16 protein-coding genes and 1 other RNA gene are annotated in these 16,798 nt (G+C 69.6%); 12 read left to right on the plus strand and 5 right to left on the minus strand.

Going from position 1 to position 16,798, the window contains the following annotated elements:
* The first annotated feature begins 7 nt into the window (after positions 1-7).
* Both HL658_RS24415 and HL658_RS24420 read left to right on the plus strand, forming a co-directional pair.
* Complete coding sequence (locus HL658_RS24415; protein ID WP_180283742.1) at positions 8-1,372, plus strand: CRTAC1 family protein; 1,365 nt, start codon at positions 8-10, stop codon at positions 1,370-1,372.
* Positions 1,373-1,636: 264 nt separating this feature from the next.
* Positions 1,637-2,665, plus strand: coding sequence for a methyl-accepting chemotaxis protein (locus tag HL658_RS24420; RefSeq protein ID WP_180283743.1), 1,029 nt, complete (start codon positions 1,637-1,639; stop codon positions 2,663-2,665).
* A gap of 46 nt (positions 2,666-2,711) precedes the next feature.
* Here the strand turns inward: HL658_RS24420 and HL658_RS24425 are convergent, their stop codons facing one another.
* From HL658_RS24425 to petA, 4 genes are all read right to left on the minus strand, one after another.
* Positions 2,712-3,269, minus strand: coding sequence for a DUF924 family protein (locus HL658_RS24425; RefSeq protein WP_180283744.1), 558 nt, complete (start codon positions 3,267-3,269; stop codon positions 2,712-2,714).
* A gap of 141 nt (positions 3,270-3,410) precedes the next feature.
* A complete protein-coding gene (locus HL658_RS24430) occupies positions 3,411-4,175 on the minus strand; it encodes a cytochrome c1 (RefSeq protein ID WP_180283745.1) in 765 nt (254 codons plus the stop codon).
* Complete coding sequence (locus HL658_RS24435; protein WP_180283746.1) at positions 4,175-5,443, minus strand: cytochrome b; 1,269 nt, start codon at positions 5,441-5,443, stop codon at positions 4,175-4,177. Before HL658_RS24435 ends, HL658_RS24430 begins: the two co-directional genes overlap by 1 nt.
* A 27-nt stretch (positions 5,444-5,470) precedes the next feature.
* Positions 5,471-6,040 (minus strand): ubiquinol-cytochrome c reductase iron-sulfur subunit, encoded by a 570-nt coding sequence (gene petA, locus HL658_RS24440; RefSeq protein WP_180283747.1) that lies wholly within the window; start codon positions 6,038-6,040, stop codon positions 5,471-5,473.
* A gap of 244 nt (positions 6,041-6,284) precedes the next feature.
* On the opposite strand from petA, the gene HL658_RS24445 reads away from it, so the two are divergent.
* Genes HL658_RS24445 through HL658_RS24455 form a run of 3 tightly spaced genes read left to right on the plus strand, consistent with a single transcriptional unit; the run spans position 6,285 to position 8,205 of the window.
* Positions 6,285-6,809 (plus strand): tRNA (cytidine(34)-2'-O)-methyltransferase, encoded by a 525-nt coding sequence (locus HL658_RS24445; RefSeq protein ID WP_246337838.1) that lies wholly within the window; start codon positions 6,285-6,287, stop codon positions 6,807-6,809.
* Entirely contained in the window at positions 6,806-7,678 is an 873-nt protein-coding gene (gene hemF / locus HL658_RS24450; RefSeq protein WP_180283748.1) for an oxygen-dependent coproporphyrinogen oxidase, read from the plus strand. Before HL658_RS24445 ends, hemF begins: the two co-directional genes overlap by 4 nt.
* A complete protein-coding gene (locus HL658_RS24455) occupies positions 7,675-8,205 on the plus strand; it encodes a hypothetical protein (protein ID WP_180283749.1) in 531 nt (176 codons plus the stop codon). Before hemF ends, HL658_RS24455 begins: the two co-directional genes overlap by 4 nt.
* A gap of 15 nt (positions 8,206-8,220) precedes the next feature.
* On the opposite strand, the gene HL658_RS24460 is transcribed toward HL658_RS24455, so the two are convergent.
* Positions 8,221-8,799 (minus strand): YqaA family protein, encoded by a 579-nt coding sequence (locus tag HL658_RS24460; RefSeq protein WP_180283750.1) that lies wholly within the window; start codon positions 8,797-8,799, stop codon positions 8,221-8,223.
* 200 nt (positions 8,800-8,999) lie between these two features.
* On the opposite strand from HL658_RS24460, the gene rnpB reads away from it, so the two are divergent.
* From rnpB to HL658_RS24495, 7 genes are all read left to right on the plus strand, one after another.
* An RNA gene (gene rnpB / locus HL658_RS24465) (RNase P RNA component class A) lies at positions 9,000-9,424 on the plus strand.
* A gap of 524 nt (positions 9,425-9,948) precedes the next feature.
* A complete protein-coding gene (locus HL658_RS24470; protein ID WP_180283751.1) occupies positions 9,949-10,440 on the plus strand; it encodes a division/cell wall cluster transcriptional repressor MraZ in 492 nt (163 codons plus the stop codon).
* Positions 10,437-11,405: a 16S rRNA (cytosine(1402)-N(4))-methyltransferase RsmH gene (gene rsmH, locus HL658_RS24475; RefSeq protein WP_180283752.1), complete on the plus strand. Its 969-nt coding sequence runs from the start codon at positions 10,437-10,439 to the stop codon at positions 11,403-11,405. Before HL658_RS24470 ends, rsmH begins: the two co-directional genes overlap by 4 nt.
* Positions 11,405-12,076, plus strand: a complete 672-nt coding sequence (gene ftsL / locus HL658_RS24480; protein ID WP_180283753.1) for a cell division protein FtsL — start codon at positions 11,405-11,407, stop codon at positions 12,074-12,076. Before rsmH ends, ftsL begins: the two co-directional genes overlap by 1 nt.
* Positions 12,073-13,869: a peptidoglycan D,D-transpeptidase FtsI family protein gene (locus HL658_RS24485; protein WP_180283754.1), complete on the plus strand. Its 1,797-nt coding sequence runs from the start codon at positions 12,073-12,075 to the stop codon at positions 13,867-13,869. Before ftsL ends, HL658_RS24485 begins: the two co-directional genes overlap by 4 nt.
* Positions 13,838-15,289 carry a UDP-N-acetylmuramoyl-L-alanyl-D-glutamate--2,6-diaminopimelate ligase gene (locus HL658_RS24490; RefSeq protein WP_180283755.1) on the plus strand — a complete coding sequence of 484 codons (1,452 nt, stop codon included), beginning with the start codon at positions 13,838-13,840 and terminating at the stop codon, positions 15,287-15,289. Before HL658_RS24485 ends, HL658_RS24490 begins: the two co-directional genes overlap by 32 nt.
* Complete coding sequence (locus HL658_RS24495; protein ID WP_180283756.1) at positions 15,286-16,788, plus strand: UDP-N-acetylmuramoylalanyl-D-glutamyl-2,6-diaminopimelate--D-alanyl-D-alanine ligase; 1,503 nt, start codon at positions 15,286-15,288, stop codon at positions 16,786-16,788. The genes HL658_RS24490 and HL658_RS24495 overlap by 4 nt, the downstream gene beginning before the upstream one ends.
* The last annotated feature ends 10 nt before the right edge of the window (positions 16,789-16,798 follow it).

Genomic DNA, 16,798 nt, shown 5'->3' on the forward strand with positions numbered 1-16,798 from the left:
GCAGGGCATGTTTCTCGACAGCCAGGACCGGATCGCTGACAACCGGCCGCGCACGTCCAACGGCATCGCGGTCACCGACGTTGACGGTGACGGCGTGGCGGAGGTTGTGGTCACCGGCTTCGCCGAGCCCAACCTCGTCCTGAAATGGGACGGGGAGCGGCTGGTCGACACCGCCGATGCCGTGCTGGCCGATCCCGCCGGCTGCGCGCTGGGGGTGGCCGCCGCCGATGTGGACGGCGATGGGCGGGAAGAGATCTACATCCTGAACTCCGAACGCGCGTCCGGTCCGAAGGACGCCGGCGACCGGCTGTTCGCCGGCTTCGGCGACCGCTGGCTCGACCTGCTGGCGCAGGCGGAGAACGCCGCCGTGGCAAATGCCTCCGCGGGGCGATCGGTGGCGGTCATCGACCGGCTGGGCACCGGGCGCTACGGGATCGTGGTGGCGAGCGACGGAGCGCCGTTCCGCCTGTACGAGCTGAGCCGCCGCGGCCGCGTCAGCGACGTGGCGGAGGAGGCGGGGATCGACAGCTACGCCGCCGGGCGCGGGCTGGTCTGCCTGCCGCTGCTGTCCGACCGGATGGACATCTTCGCCTGCAACGAGGCCGGCCCCAACTTCCTGTTCCGCAACCTCGGCGACGGCACCTTCGAGGAAATCGCCGAGGAGCGCGGGGTGACGGACTCGCGGCAGTCCGGGCGCGGCGTGGTGGCGCTGGACGCCGACGGCGACGGGCAGTTCGACCTGCTGGTGGCCAACTGGGAGGGCTCGCAGCGGCTGTTCCTCCATCGCACCGGCGCCTTCGCCGATGCCGCCAATGCCGAACTGTCCATGCCCGTCCGCGTCGGCACCGTGATCGCCGCCGATTTCGACAATGACGGGTACGAGGAGCTGTTCTTCAACATCCAGGGCGACCGCAACCGCCTGTTCGCGTGGCGCCACGAGGAATGGCAGGAGATCGATCCCGGCGACGCCGCCCTGCCGAAGGGGTTCGGCACCGGGGCTGCGGTGGCCGACCTGGACGGCGACGGGCGGCTGGAACTGATCGTCGGCCATGGCGGGCCGCACCCGCAGCCGCTGGCGCTGTTCCGCCCGGTGCCGAATGGCAACCAGTGGCTGCGGGTGCAGCCGTTGACGGCGCACGCGGCGCCGGCCCGCGGCGCCATCGTCACCTGCACGGCCGGCAGGCGCCGGCAGATGCGGGCGGTTTGCGCCGGCTCCGGCTATCTCTGCCAGATGGAGCCGGTCGCCCATTTCGGTCTCGGCGACCTGCGCCAGGTGGAGCAGGTGGAGGTGCGCTGGCCGGACGGCGCCGTGGCGGTGATCGAGCAGCCGCCGATCGGCCGCCTGCTGACGGTCCAGCACCCGCCGGAGTGAGCCGGGCGACTCGATTCGCTTTCAAACTTTGCCTTGAATTTGGTTGAAAGTTGCGTGCATACACGCTCCGGATCGGCTGTGAGCGGAGATGCACACTTGTTCATCCCTGGCTGCCTTCAACCTGCGCAGCGTTGATCAAGAAATAAACGATCATTGGTGCGAATGAAAAAAAGTTCGTTTTCCTTTGAATCCTCCCGCATTGCACGCAAGATGTTACCAACGTGCAACATGGCACGCGGTGCAACGCCGCACGCGGAGGGATACATGAGCATTGCAGGGAACGAGCTGTTCGACCTGTCGCGGCAGGTGCTCGATGTGGCGTCGAAGAAGGTGTCGCTGATCGAGGACATCACACGGCGCACCAAGATGCTGGCCATGAACGCCCTGATCGAGGCGGCCCGCGCGGGTGATGCGGGGCGTGGGTTTGCGGTGGTGGCGAACGAGGTGTCGGAGATCTCGCGCCAGGTGAACTCGATCACCAAGGAGCTTCGGACGGAGATCGCGACCAGGGTCGATCACCTGACCTCCACCGGCAGCGCCATGGTGCAGGAGATGCACGGCAAGCGGCTGGCCGACCTCGCGCTCAACATGATCGAGATCATCGACCGCAACCTGTACGAGCGGTCCTGCGATGTGCGCTGGTGGGCGACCGACAGCGCCATGGTCGATTGCGCCACCGATCCCACGCCCGAGAACCGGCAGCAGGCCAGCTACCGGCTGGGCGTGATCCTGGAGTCCTACACGGTCTATCTTGACCTGTGGGTCGCCAATCTGGCGGGCGAGGTGATCGCCACCGGCCGTCCCAGCCGTTATCCCAGCGCGGTGGGCGCCCGGGTGATCGACGAGCCGTGGTTCCGTCAGGCGCTCGCCACCCGCAACGGCGGCGAGTTCACGGTGGGTGACGTGGCGCGCAATCGGCTTCTGGACGACCGCGTGGTCGGCACCTACGCCACGGCGATCCGCCGCGACGGGCGCGCGGACGGCGAGCCGATCGGCGTGCTGGGCATTTTCTTCGACTGGGAGCCGCAGGCCGCCGCGGTGGTCGAGGGGGTGCGGCTGGAGGACGGGGAGCGCAGCCGCAGCCGATGCCTGCTGATCGACGCACGGCACCGCGTGATCGCCTCCTCCGACGGCCGCGGTATCCTGACGGAGAGCGTGCCACTGCGCACCAGCGGCCAGAAAATGGGCTATTATACCGATCCGGAGGGCCGCATGATCGGCTTCTCCCTCACCCCCGGCTACGAGACCTACAAGGGCATGGGCTGGTACGGCGTGATCGTGCAGGAGAAGTGACAAGGGGGCGGTGCCGGCGTGGTGGCGCCGGCACCGCCTACGCCCGTCAGAAGGACGAGTTCGGTTCCTTCAGGAAGGCCAGCTCCGCCGCCGTGCTGTCGCGCCCCAGGATGGCGTTGCGGTGGGGGAAGCGGCCGAAACGCTCGATGATCTCCAGATGGCGGTCGGCGGACGCCACCGCACCATCGATGCCGCAGCGTTCCCGCACCAGCCGGACGCACAGCCGCTGGCTGTCCACATCCTCGTGATGCATGAAGGGCAGGTAGAGGAACATCCGCTCCTCCGCCGTGCAGTCGATGTCGAAGCCGGAGCGCAGCGCGTGCGCCGCCACCGTGCGGGCTTGCGGGTCGGTGGCGAAGGCCCGCGGGCTGCCGCGGAAGGCGTTGCGCGGCACCTGGTCCAGCAGGATGCACAGGGCCAGACAGCCGTCCACATCCTCCATCCATGGATCGAAGCCGCCGGCCGCCGCCGTCTCGTGATGCGGCAGCAGCGTTTCCCGCACCAGCCGGTCGAAGCTGTCGGACGGTTCGAACCAGTAGGGCTTCATCGCCTCGTCGAACCAGAAATCGACGATCTCGTCGATCAGTCCGTCGGCCTTGTCCATCCCGCGTCTCCGTGGCTTGGCATGCTGCGCTGCGGCAAGCATACGCCGGAACCCGCGCAAAAAAAACGGGGCGCCGCGAGGCGCCCCGTCCGGTGTCGATCGGTCGCGGCCGGAGCCGTGCCCGGTGTCAGTGCCCGGTGGTCAGTGCTTGACGCTGCTCCAGAGCTGACGCTTGGTGGCGTACATCAGGCCGGCCAGGACGATCAGGAACAGGATCACCTTCACGCCCATCTGCTTGCGGGCGTCCATGTGCGGCTCCGCGACGAAGGTCAGGAAGGTCGCCACGTCGTGCGCCTGCTGCTCCACCGTCGCCTTGGTGCCGTCGGCGAAGGTCACGCCGTCCGGGTTCAGGATGTTGGGCATGCCCACCTGATGGCCCGGGAAGTACTCGTTGTAGTACATGCCGTCCATCACCGTCACGCCGTCGGGCGGCTCGCGGAAGCCGGTGAGGAAGGCGTAGAGGTAATCCTCGCCACCCTTGCGGGCCTTCGCCATCAGCGACAGGTCCGGCGGCAGGGCGCCGTTGTTGGACGCGCGGGCCGCCTGGTCGTTGGCGAAGGGGCTGGGGAAGCGGTCGGCCGGAATGGCCGGACGCATGAACATCTCGCCCGCGTCGTTCGGGCCGGCCTGGACCTCGTAGCCGGCGGCGATCGCCTTGAGCTGCTCCTCGTTGTAGCCGATGCCCGACAGCGTGCGGATCGGGACCAGCTTCATCGAATGGCAGGCGGCGCAGACCTCCTTGTAGACCTGGAAGCCGCGCTGGGCCGACGCTTGGTCGATGGTGCCGAAGATGCCGCTGTGCGGCCAGTCCTGGGTCGGGATGTGCACGCCTTCCGACGCGTGGGCGGCACCGGCCAGCCCGAGGGCGACGGCGGCCGAGAGGAGGACGGTCTTGAGCGCGCGCATTATGCCTTCTCCATCGGCTTGGCGTGGGCTCCGGCGGCGACGCGCCCACCACCCTTCAGAACCGGCTCGCTGATGCTGACGGGCAGCGGCAGCGGGCGCTCCATCTTGCCCAGCACCGGCAGCAGGACCAGGAAGTGGAAGAAGTAGTAGAAGGTGCCGATGCGGGCGATCAGCAGCCACGCACCCTCCGCCGGCTGGGCGCCGGCATAGCCCAGCACCAGCACGCAGAGCACCAGCACCCAGAAGAACTGGCGGTAGATCGGCCGGAACTTGCAGGAGCGCACGCGCGAGGTGTCGAGCCAGGGCAGCACGAAGAGCACCGCGATGGCGCCGAACATGGCCAGAACGCCGCCCAGCTTGTCGGGAATGGCGCGCAGGATGGCGTAGAAGGGCAGGAAGTACCACTCCGGCACGATGTGCGCCGGGGTCACCAGCGGGTTCGCCGGGATGTAGTTGTCGGGGTGGCCGAGATAGTTCGGCGCGAAGAACACGAAGGCCGCGTAGAGGATCAGGAAGACGACGATGGCGAAGCCGTCCTTGACCGTGACGTAGGGGTTGAACGGCACGGTGTCCTGCGGACCCTTGGCGTCGATGCCCAGCGGGTTGTTCGAGCCGGAGATGTGCAGCGCCGCCACGTGGAGGATGACGACCGCGAAGATCACGAAGGGCAGCAGGAAGTGCAGCGCGAAGAAGCGGTTCAGCGTGGGGTTGTCGACCGAGAAGCCGCCCCACAGCCAGGTCACGATCGGGTCGCCGACGATCGGGAAGGCCGAGAACAGGTTGGTGATGACGGTCGCACCCCAGAAGCTCATCTGGCCCCAGGGCAGCACGTAGCCCATGAAGGCGGTCGCCATCATCAGCAGCAGGATGACCACGCCCAGGATCCACAGGATCTCGCGCGGGGCCTTGTAGGAGCCGTAGTAGAGACCGCGGAACAGGTGGATGAACACGACGATGAAGAACATCGACGCGCCGTTCGCGTGCACATAGCGCAGCAGCCAGCCGAAATTCACGTCGCGCATGATGCGCTCGACGGATTCGAAGGCCATGTGCGTGTTGGCGGTGTACTGCATCGCGAGGAACAGGCCCGTCGCGATCATGATGACCAGCATCATCCCGGCCATCGCCCCGAACGCCCACAGATAGTTGACGTTCTTGGGCATCGGGTATTCGTTGTATTCATGGTTCAGCATCGTGAAGATCGGCAGGCGGCTGTCGATCCAGGTCACGACGGGGTTGCTGAACTTCGGCGTGTGAGCCTGAGCCATTCGTGGTCTCCCAACTCCTTCAGCGGCTTAGCCGAGGCGGATGGCGGTGTCGCCGGTGAAGGCGTATTGCGGGACCGGAAGGTTGGCCGGAGCCGGCCCCTTGCGGATGCGTCCCGACGTGTCGTAGTGCGAGCCGTGGCACGGGCAGAAATACCCGTCGTAGTCGCCCTTCGGGTCGGTCGGCTTCTGCCCCAGCGGGACACAGCCGAGATGCGTACAGATGCCGATGACGACGAGCCATTCCGGCTTGGTGACGCGGGCGCTGTCCGGCTGCGGGTCGCGCAGGTCGCCGAGGTTCACCTCCTTCGCCTCCGTGATCTCCTTCTCGGTGCGGTGCCGGATGAAGACCGGCTTGCCGCGCCAGGTCACGGTGATCGCCTGACCGACCGCGACCGGCGCCAGGTCGACGTCGATCGAGGCCAGCGCCAGCGTGTCCGCGGCCGGGTTCATGCTGTCGATGAAGGGCCAGGCGGCGGCGGCCACACCGACGGCACCCACGGCTCCGGTGGCGAGGTAGAGGAAATCACGGCGCGTCGTCCCCTCGCCGTCGGGAGCCCCGTGGGCGCCCACGCCGGACGGATGCGTGGTTTCAGCCATTAGCGTCTTTCTCCTCAAGGCAGGCACGCGAGCTGCCTCGGCGCGCCGGAATGATGCGTTCGACCTTCGAGTTCAAGCACGACCGGGGGCGCCCGCGCGGTGCCCGCGCCCGGCGACCCGGATTCGGCCGGAATGGGTGAGCCCGACCACGGAGGTGCGGTATACCGTCGCGCATGGCGCTTGAAAAGGCCTTGTCTTCGGACATGATGTCGCGCGCTGCAACGCAACATGATGGCGCTCTCATATGGCTGGTCATTCCGTCGGTTCCGCGTTGCGTCTGGTCCTGTTCGAACCGGAGATTCCACAGAACGCCGGGACCATGATGCGGCTTGCCGCGGCCCTCGGCGTCGCCATGGATCTGATCGAACCCTGCGGTTTCATCCTTGACGACCGCAGGTTGCGGCGCGCCGGCATGGACTACCTGGACCAGCTCGCCCTGACCCGCCACAGCTCCTGGGAGGCCTACCGCAACGGTTCGCGGAGCGGACGACTCGTGCTGCTGACGGCTCGGGCCGCCGTCCCCTATACCGCCTTCCGCTTCGCGCCCGACGACCGCATCCTGGTCGGGCGCGAGAGCGACGGCGTTCCCGACGCGGTGTTCGGGGCCGCCGACGCGCGCCTCGTGATTCCGCTGGTGCCGCCCGCCCGTTCCCTTAATGTTGCGCTCGCCGCCGCAATGGTCCTGGGGGAAGCTCTGCGACAGACCGTCGCACCCCCCGACACCGCATCCCACCACACCGTCCCGCCGTCACCGGAGCCGATGCGATGACCACCGTTCCCCCCGCCTCCCGCCAGGCCGAAGCCGCCGCGTGGTTCGCCCTGCTGCGCGACCGCATCTGCGCGACGTTCGAGCGGCTGGAGGACGAGCTGACCGGTACCGAGCACGCCGCCATGCCCCCCGGCCGCTTCGAGCGCAAGGAGTGGCAGCGCACCGACCACGCCGGGATGCCTGGCGGCGGCGGGGTCATGTCGATCATGCGGGGCCGGGTGTTCGAGAAGGTGGGGGTGAACATCTCCACCGTGCACGGCACCTTCAGCCCGGAATTCCGCGCCAACATCTCCGGTGCGGCGGAGGACGGGCGCTTCTGGGCGGCGGGGATCAGTCTGGTGGCGCACATGCGCTCGCCGCTGGTGCCGGCCACCCACATGAACACCCGCCACATCGTCACCAGCCAGGGTTGGTTCGGCGGCGGCGCCGACCTCACCCCCATGGTGCCGGACGAGGCGGACACCGCCGCCTTCCATGGTGCCCTGAAGGCCGCCTGCGACCGCCACGATCCCGCCTACTACCCGCGCTACAAGGAATGGTGCGACCGCTACTTCTTCCTGCCGCACCGGGGGGAGACGCGGGGCGTGGGCGGCATCTTCTTCGACAATCTGGACACCGGCGACTGGGACCGCGATTTCGCCTTCACCCGCGACGTCGGGCTGGCGTTCCTGGATGTCTATCCGGAGATCGTCCGCCGCCGCATGAACGAGCCCTGGACGGCGGAGCAGCGCGAGCACCAGCTCGTCCGCCGCGGCCGCTATGTGGAGTTCAACCTGCTGTATGACCGCGGCACGACCTTCGGGCTGAAGACCGGCGGCAACACCGAGGCCATCCTGATGAGCCTGCCGCCCGAGGTGAAGTGGCCGTGAACCGGCGCAGCCGCATCGCGCGCGGGATCGCCGTCGCCGCCGTGCTGGCGGTGTCGGCGCTCTGCCTGGGCATGTCGGCGCTGTTGGGCTGGATCACCGTCGCCGCCCCGCGCGTGACCGTCGCGGGCATGGTGCTGGAGAAGGGGCTGGAATACGCCTCCTCCGGCCGTGCCGGCGGCTGGCGGCTGCTGCTCACCGTGGAGGGGCAGCCCTATGTCTTCACCCGCCAGGTCGGCTGGTTCGACAGCAACGAGGCGATGGTGGAGGCGGTGGCGACCGGCCGTCCGGCCACACTCACCGTCATCGGCCCCGAGATGGAGGACGAGGACGCCTATGATCCCGACGACCGCCGCGTTCCCATCGTGTCGCTGGTGCAGGACGGGGCGACGGTGTTCGGCGCGCTGCCCATGCTGGGACCGCGAGTGTTCGGGCTGCTGATCCTCGTCGTCATCGGGCTCGGCGCGGGGCTCGCCGGGCTGGCGCTGATGCGGCGCCCGCGAGACGTCGGGCCGGCCCCGTCGCCCTGACCCGACTCCGGTCGCTCAGATCAGCTTGATCACCAGGAAGCCGCCGATCAGCGCCACGGCGAACAGGCTGGTGACCAGCGTCAGGCGCTTCTCGATGAAGATGCGGATCGGCTCGCCGAACCAGTAGAGCAGGGCGGCCACCAGGAAGAAGCGCATGGAGCGCGAGATCAGCGAGGCCCCGATGAACACCCAGATGTCCAGATGCGCCACGCCCGCGGTGATGGTCAGCAGCTTGTAGGGGATCGGCGTCATCCCCTTGATGATCAGGATCTCGGCGCCGTACTGGATGAAGGTGTCGCGCAGCGCCGCGAACTGTGCCTCCAGATGGTAGAGGTCGATGACCCAGCGGCCGATCGTCTCGTACAGGAAGAAGCCGATCATGTAGCCGGCGATGCCGCCGACCACCGAGGCCGCGGTGCAGATCGCCGCGATGCGCCACGCCGCCTGGCGGTTGGCGAGGATCATCGGGATCATCAGCAGGTCGGGCGGGATGGGGAAGAAGGAACTCTCCGCGAAGGAGACGCCCGCCAGCCATCGGGTGGCGTGGCGCGAGGCCGCCTTGGCCATGGTCCAGTCGTACAAACGCTTCAGCATGACGGCCGCCGCTTTCCCAAGTCGATGGTGGAGCCGCCCTTGTAAGCGCGGACACGGCCGAGCGCCAGATGCGACTCGGGAGGAAGGCCGTGAAAGCCCGGCGACGCCCCGTCGCGCCCGGCCGCCGGGACGGAGTTACCCACAGGCGGCGAAAACGGGCGTTGCGTCGGCCGCCGATCCCCAATACATAAGGCGCCGCGTCAGATGGCCGGATGGCCGCCTTCGGCTCCGGCCGGGGGAGGAAAGTCCGGGCTCCACGGAAACACGGTGCCGGTTAACGGCCGGCGGGGGCGACCCCAGGGAAAGTGCCACAGAAAGCAAACCGCCGCGGTCCTTCGGGCCCGCGGTAAGGGTGAAAGGGTGCGGTAAGAGCGCACCGCGCCCCCGGCGACGGGGGCGGCACGGTAAACCCCACCGGGAGCAAGACCGAATAGGGACGGCACGGTCCAGACCACCCACGGGGGTTCTTCCCATGGGACGGCGTGGGCCAGGCGTGTTTCCGCGCCGCTGTTCGGGTTGGTCGCGCGAGGCGTCCGGCAACGGGCGTCCCAGATGAATGGCCATCGCCCGGCACCGGGCGACCGGTGCCGGGACACAGAACCCGGCTTACAGGCCATCTGACGCTTCAACACACCCCCGTACCGCGCTCCCCATTCGATCGGGCGGCCCACAGGGCTTCGTCCCCGTTATCCCCAGCCTTGTCCACAGCCGGTGGATAGCTGTGGGGCAACATCCCATCCCATCCCATGCTATGATGGCTGTAACGGGACAGGTTCGGCCGCGGCATCAGAGTCCTGATTCGGACCGATTGCGACATTTGTAGGCATTAATAAACGGCACATTTTAGGAACATTCCGATCGACTCGTATACGAATGCTTTGGTCTCTACCGGAATCTCTCCAAAAAGGCGTATGCTTTCGCATATCACGACACCTTATTGCCGTCGCTGTGCCTAAAGGGCGAAAACTCTTGACAGCCCTATCTGAATACTAGGGCCCCCGTTGACGCCCGGCTCTGTCCCATGCTATCCCATGTCAGCCCAGTAACGAACGGGACCGCACCTTTCGGGGTGGGGTTGGTCGGGCGGGCAAATGGGGGTCGGCGGCCGCTTCGGCGGCCGTCATAACTGGGCAAGGGGTTTGGAAACGGATGGCCGTTTTCCTGTCCACGCACGTCAACAAGGTTGACAGGAAGGGGCGCGTCTCGATCCCGGCGCAGTTCCGCCAGTCCCTTGCCAAGACGTCGGCCCCCAACGCGCTCTATGTCTGGCCGTCCCTGAACCATCCGGCGCTGGAGGGTGCGGATCAGGACTACATCGACATCCTGTCGGACAGCCTGGAGTCGCCCGACCTCGACGCCGAAGAGCGCGAGATGATCGAAACTTTTATCTTCGGGAAGATGGTGCCGCTGACGATCGACAACGAAGGCCGCGTCGGGCTTCCCAAGGATCTGGCCGAGATCGCCGGGGTCGGCGACGAGGCCGCCTTCATCGGCCGCCGCAAGACCTTCCAGATCTGGGAGCCGTCGGCGCTGAAGGCGCACGAGGACGCGCTGCGCGAGCAGGTCGTGAAGAAGGACATCTCGCTCAGCCAGATCGTCGCCAAGGCGCAGCGCGGCGCGCGGGCGGGAGAGGGCGCATGACCGGCTCCTCCCACATCCCCGTCCTGCTGGCCGAGGTGGTCGCGGCGCTGGCCCCGCGCGACGGCGGCGTCTATGTGGACGGCACCTTCGGCGCCGGCGGCTACGCCTGCGCCATCCTGGACGCGGCCGATTGCCGCGTGTGGGGCATCGACCGCGATCCGGCGGCGGTGGCGCGCGGGCGCGACCTCGCCGGCCGCTACCCCGGCCGGCTGGAGGTGGTGGAAGGCCGCTTCGGCGACATGCAGGGGCTGCTGGCCGAGCACGGCGTGACGGCGGCGGACGGGGTGGCGCTCGACCTCGGCGTCTCCTCCCCGCAGATCGACGAGGCGGAGCGCGGCTTCTCCTTCCGATTCGACGGCCCGCTCGACATGCGGATGGGACGGGATGGGACGACCGCCGCCGATCTGGTCAACGGCGCCGGCGAATCGGAACTGGCCGACATCGTCCACCATCTGGGGGAGGAGCGGTTCGCCCGCCGGGTCGCCCGCGCCATCGTGGCGGCGCGCGCCGAGGCGCCCATCCTGCGCACCGGCCGGCTGGCCGAGATCGTGCGGTCGGCGGTGCCCAAGTCGCGCGACGGCATCGACCCCGCGACCCGCACCTTCCAGGCGCTGCGCATGCACGTGAACGACGAGATGGGGGAGATCGCCCGCGGCCTCGCCGCGGCGGAGCGGCTGCTGGCACCGGGCGGGCGGCTGGCCGTCGTCTCCTTCCACTCGCTGGAGGACCGGGCGGTGAAGGGCTTCCTGCGGGAACGCTCGGAGCCGCCGCCGGCCCCGTCCCGCCATCTGCCGGCCGCCGTCACCCCGGCGCGCCCGCCGTCACTCCGCCTGCTGCACCGCAAGCCGGTCGCCCCCGGGCCTGCGGAGCAGCACAACAACCCCCGCGCGCGCTCCGCAAGGCTGCGCGCCGCCGAACGCACGACGGCGCCGGCCTTCCCGGCGCCCGGAAAGGAAGCCGCCTGATGAACGGGAAACACGCGCTGATCTGGCTTGGCCTGGCGGCGGTCGCCGGTGCCGTCCTGTTCGAGACGAGCTACGAGGTTCAGGAGATGGAGGAGCAGCTGGCCTCCCTGAACCGGCAAATCGTGCACGAGCAGGAGGCCATCCAGGTCCTGCGCGCGGAGTGGAGCTTCCTGAACGACCCGACGCGGCTGGAGAATCTCGCCCGCTCCCACACCGACCTGCGCCCGGCGGAGGCGCGGCAGTTCCTGGCGCTCGACGTGGTGCCGTTCCGTCCCACCCCCATGGTGACCGAGCCGCTGCCGGCGGCGCCGGCCCCGCACAGCATTCCCAACGTCGCCTCCCAGCCGAAGCCCGGCCGGGTGCCGCCGTCGGCCGTGCCGACGCTGGCCTCCACCGGCGGTGGCGCTCCGGCCGTCCTGACGCCCGCCGTCATCACCGCTCCGGCGGCGGCTCCGGCGGGCGTGGGCCGGGAGACCGGCGCCACGGTCGCGGTGGCCAAGCCGCCGGCTGCCGTCAAGCCGTCGCAGGGCGCGCGCCCGTCCCCGTCCCGCCCGGCGGAGACGATGCCGGCCCGGGTCGCCGGCGGTGGGGCGACTCGCTCGACCCCGACCATTCCGGTCGCCAACGACGCGATGGGGGTGCTGATCGCCCGGCTGGGAGGCAACCAATGACCGACGGCACGCTGTCCGGATACGAGCTGCGCGCGGATGGCCCGCCGCCGTCCGCCGTCCGTCCGCGCACCACCCTGTCGGTGGCGCTGGAGCAGACGCGCAATCGGCTGATGGTGACCGCCGCCATGGTGGCGCTGGCCTTCACCGCCATCTCGGCCAAGCTGGTGGACGCCACCGTGCTGCGCCACGTGTCGGAGCCGAAGCAGGCGCTCGTCGCCGAGGTCGGCACCCTGCCGGTGGCGCGCGCCGACATCACCGACCGCAACGGCAACCTGCTGGCGACCTCGCTGGCCACCGCGTCGCTCTACGCCGATCCCAAGCTGGTGATCGATCCCAAGGAGGCCGCGCGCAAGCTGGTCGCGGTGCTGCCCGAGCTCGACCTGAAGGACCTGACCGAGAAGCTGTCGAGCGGCAAACGCTTCATCTGGATCAAGCGCAACCTGACGCCGAAGCAGCATTTCCAGGTCTTCCGCCTGGGCATCCCCGGCGTCTATTTCGAGCGGGAGGAGCGGCGCTTCTACCCCACCTCCAACCTCACCTCGCACGTGGTGGGTTTCACCGGTGTGGACAACAACGGTCTGGCCGGGATGGAGCAGGGGGCCGACAAGCGGCTGCGCACCGACCCGCGCCCGCTCCAGCTCTCGCTCGACCTGCGGCTGCAGCACATCCTGCGCAAGGAGCTGGCCGCCGCGACGGAGGAATTCCGGGCGCTGGGTGCCGCCGGCATGATCTACGACGTGCGCAACGGCGAGGTCCTGGCGATGGTCTCGCTGCCCGACTTCGATCCGCACGACCCGACCGGGCTGGACGAGAACACGCTGTTCAACCGCAACACGCTGGGCGTGTACGAGATGGGCAGCACCTTCAAGATCTTCAACTCGGCGATGGCGCTCGACTCGGGGAAGGTGCGTCTGGCCGACAGCTTCGACGCCTCCCATTCCATCCAGATCGGCCGCTTCACCATCAGCGACTACCACGGGAAGAACCGTTGGCTGACGGTGCCGGAGATCTTCCAGTACTCCTCCAACATCGGCTCGGTGCGCATGGCGCTGCAGGTCGGGGTGCAGGCCCAGAAGGCGTTCATGACCAAGATGGGCTTCATGCGGCCGACCGCCATCGAGCTGCCGGAGAACGGCTGGCCGCTCGTGCCCAACCCGTGGCGCGAGATCAACGCGATGACGATCTCCTTCGGGCACGGCATCTCGGTCAGCCCCATGCACACGATCGCGGCGGCTGCCGGGATGATCAACGGTGGGATCATACACCCGCCGACGATCCTCAAACGCGACCCCGATGCCGAGGTTCCCGGCGAGCGGGTCATTTCCGACCAGACGTCCCGGATGATGCGGAAGCTGTTCCGGCTGGTGGTCACCGACGGTTCCGCGAAGTCGGCGGAGGTCAAAGGCTATGTGGTCGGCGGCAAGACCGGCACGGCCGACAAGCAGAAGGGGCGCAGCTACAGCACGAACGCCCGGCTGTCGTCCTTCGTCGGCGCCTTCCCCATGCACGACCCGCGCTACATCGTGTTCGTCATGGTGGACGAGCCGAAGGCGACCGCGAAGACCTTCGGCTATGCCACCGGCGGCTGGGTCGCCGCTCCGGCGGTCAGCCGTGTGATCCGCCAGATCGGCCCGCTGCTCAACGTGCCGGTGTACGACGAGACGCTGCCCGAAATCCGCAACGCCGTGGATCTCAACCCGCCCGCACCCGCCGCCCCGATTCCGACCAAGGCCGCCGCCGCCAGCACGAAGGGAAGCACCGTTGCGTCTGTCCCGACTCTCCGGCCGAACTGACGCGCCTTCGGGCGACGTCGAGGTGACCGGGCTCACCGCGGACAGCCGCGCGGTGGGGCCCGGTTTCCTGTTCGCGGCCCTGCCGGGCAGCCGCGCCGACGGGCGTGCCTACATCATGGATGCGGTCGCCAAGGGGGCGGTGGCGATCCTGGCCCCCCGCGGCACGGCGCTGCCGGACGGGACCGCCGGCGTGACCCTGATCGAGGACGACGAGCCGCGGCACGCCTTCGCGCGCATGGCCGCCGCCTTCCACGGCCGGCAGCCGGAGACGGTGGTCGCCGTCACCGGGACCAACGGCAAGACCTCCACCGTGCAGTTCGTCCGCCAGATTTGGGCCGCGCTCGGCCACAAGGCCGCCAGCCTCGGCACGCTGGGGCTGATCGGGCCGGGGGTGGACCGCTACGGCTCCATGACCACGCCGGACCCGGTGGCGCTGCACCGCGACCTCGCCGCGCTGGCGGATGCCGGCATCGACCATCTGGCGATGGAGGCGTCGAGCCACGGCCTCGACCAGTTCCGGCTGGACGGGGTGCGGCTGGCCGCGGCGGGATTCACCAACCTGACGCGCGACCATCTCGACTACCACGGCAGCATGGAGGCCTATCTGGCGGCCAAGGCCGCGCTGTTCGGCCGGGTGCTGCCGGCCGGCGCCACGGCCGTGCTGAACGCCGATTCGGACGCCTTCGCCACCCTTGCCGCGATTTGTTCCAGCCGCGCAACGACCGTTCTCGGCTATGGTCTGACCGGCCGCGAGCTGGCGGTGCGGGCGGTGGAGCCACTGGCCCACGGGCAACGCCTGCACCTCACCGTTCTCGGCCGTGATCTCATCGTGGAGCTGCCGCTGGTGGGGCGTTTCCAGGCTTGGAACGCGCTCTGCGCGCTCGGCCTCGTCATCGCCTCGGGTGGCGACCGGGACCGGGCGCTCGACGCGCTGGCCGGGCTGGAGGGCGTGCCGGGGCGGCTTCAGCACGTCGCCACCCGCGCCAACCGCGCCGCCATTTATGTGGATTACGCCCACACGCCCGACGCGCTGGAGACGGTGCTTCGGGCGCTGCGACCGCACGCGGCCCGGCAGCTGGTCTGCGTGTTCGGCTGCGGCGGCGACCGCGACCGCGGCAAGCGGCCGGTGATGGGGGAGCTGGCCGGCCGGCTGGCCGACCGCGCCATCGTCACCGACGACAACCCGCGCACCGAGGATCCGGCTTTCGTGCGCGGCGAGGTGCTGGCCGGCAGCGCCCGGCTGGAGGAGATCGGCGACCGGCGGCAGGCCATCCGTACGGCGGTGGCCGGGCTGCAGGCCGGCGACGTGCTGGTGATCGCCGGCAAGGGACATGAGCAGGGACAGACCGTCGGGACCGAGGTCAGGCCGTTCGACGACGCCACCGAGGCCCGGGCCGCCGTAGCGGAGGTTGGGGAATGAGCGAGGGAGTGGGGACGCCTGTGCCGGGAACGACCGTGCTGTGGACCGCCGCCGATGCGGCCGCCGCCACGGGCGGCCGGGCCACTGGAGCGACGGAAGGCACGTGGACGGCGACCGGCGTGTCGATCGACAGCCGGACGGTGGCGCAGGGCGACCTGTTCGTGGCGATCCGCGGGCCGAACTTCGACGGGCACGGCTTCGTCGCCGACGCGCTGGCGAAGGGCGCCGCCGCGGCGCTGGTCGATCACGCCCCCGACGGGCTTCCCGCGGGGGCGCCTCTGCTGCTCGTGTCGGGTGATACGCTGGACGCCTTGGGCGCCCTCGGTCAGGCGGCGCGGGCACGGGCGGCGGCGCGGGTGATCGGGGTCACCGGTTCGGTCGGCAAGACCGGCACCAAGGAGGCGCTGCGCCATGTGCTGTCGGGTCAGGCGCCGACCTTCGCCACCGAAGGCTCGCTGAACAACCATTGGGGCGTGCCGCTCAGCCTCGCCCGGCTGCCGGCCGGCGCCGCCTACGGCGTGTTCGAGCTGGGCATGAACCACGCGGGCGAGCTGGGGCCGCTGTCGCGGCAGGTGCGGCCCGACGTCGCCGTGATCACCACGGTGGAGGCGGCGCATCTGGAGTTCTTCGCGTCGGTGGAGGCCATCGCCGACGCCAAGGCCGAGATCTTCGAGGGCGTGTCGCCGCAGGGCGTTGCCGTTCTGAACCGCGACAACCCGCATTTCGGGCGCCTCGCCAAGGCCGCCAAGGCCCAGGGCATCGGCCGCGTCTGGAGCTTCGGCAGCCAGGATGGCGCCGACGCGCGGCTGGTCGACTGCTCCCTGCACGCCACCTGCTCGGCCGTCACCGCGGTGATCAAGGGCGAGCGGCTGCAATACTGCCTGTCGCTGCCGGGGCGGCACTGGGTGATGAACAGCTTGGCCGTGCTGCTGGCCGCGGGTGCCGCGGGTGCCGACCTCGCCACCGCGGCGCGCGCCCTGTCGTCGCTCCAGCCGGTGAAGGGGCGCGGGGTGCGTCAGCGCATCCAGCTCAGCCCCGTTCGCGGGGCCGGCGCCTTCTCCCTGGTGGACGAGAGCTACAACGCCAGCCCGGCCGCCATGACCGCCGCCTTCGAGGTGCTGGGCAAGCTCGACCCCGGCGCCGGCGGGCGGCGCGTGGCTGTCCTGGGCGACATGCGCGAGCTGGGCGCCCGCGCCGACCAGCTCCACGCCGCGCTGGCCGAGCCGCTGCGCAAGGCGGGGGTGGACACCGTGCATTGCTGCGGTCCGCACATGCGCGCGCTCTACGACAAACTGCCGCCGGCCATGCGCGGCCACTGGACCGAGGCGAGCGCCGAGCTGGCCCCGCTGGTGGCGGACGCCGTGCACGGCGGCGACGTGGTTCTGGTGAAGGGGTCGGCGGGGTCGCGCATGGCCCTGGTGGTGCAGGCGCTGGCGGCGCTCGATCATCCGCGCGACGGGGTGGCGCCAGCCGCCCTGGTCAACGGCAAGCGGGGCTGAGGCGACGGCG

Source organism: Azospirillum oleiclasticum, from assembly GCF_013423485.1.
GTDB lineage: Bacteria > Pseudomonadota > Alphaproteobacteria > Azospirillales > Azospirillaceae > Azospirillum > Azospirillum oleiclasticum.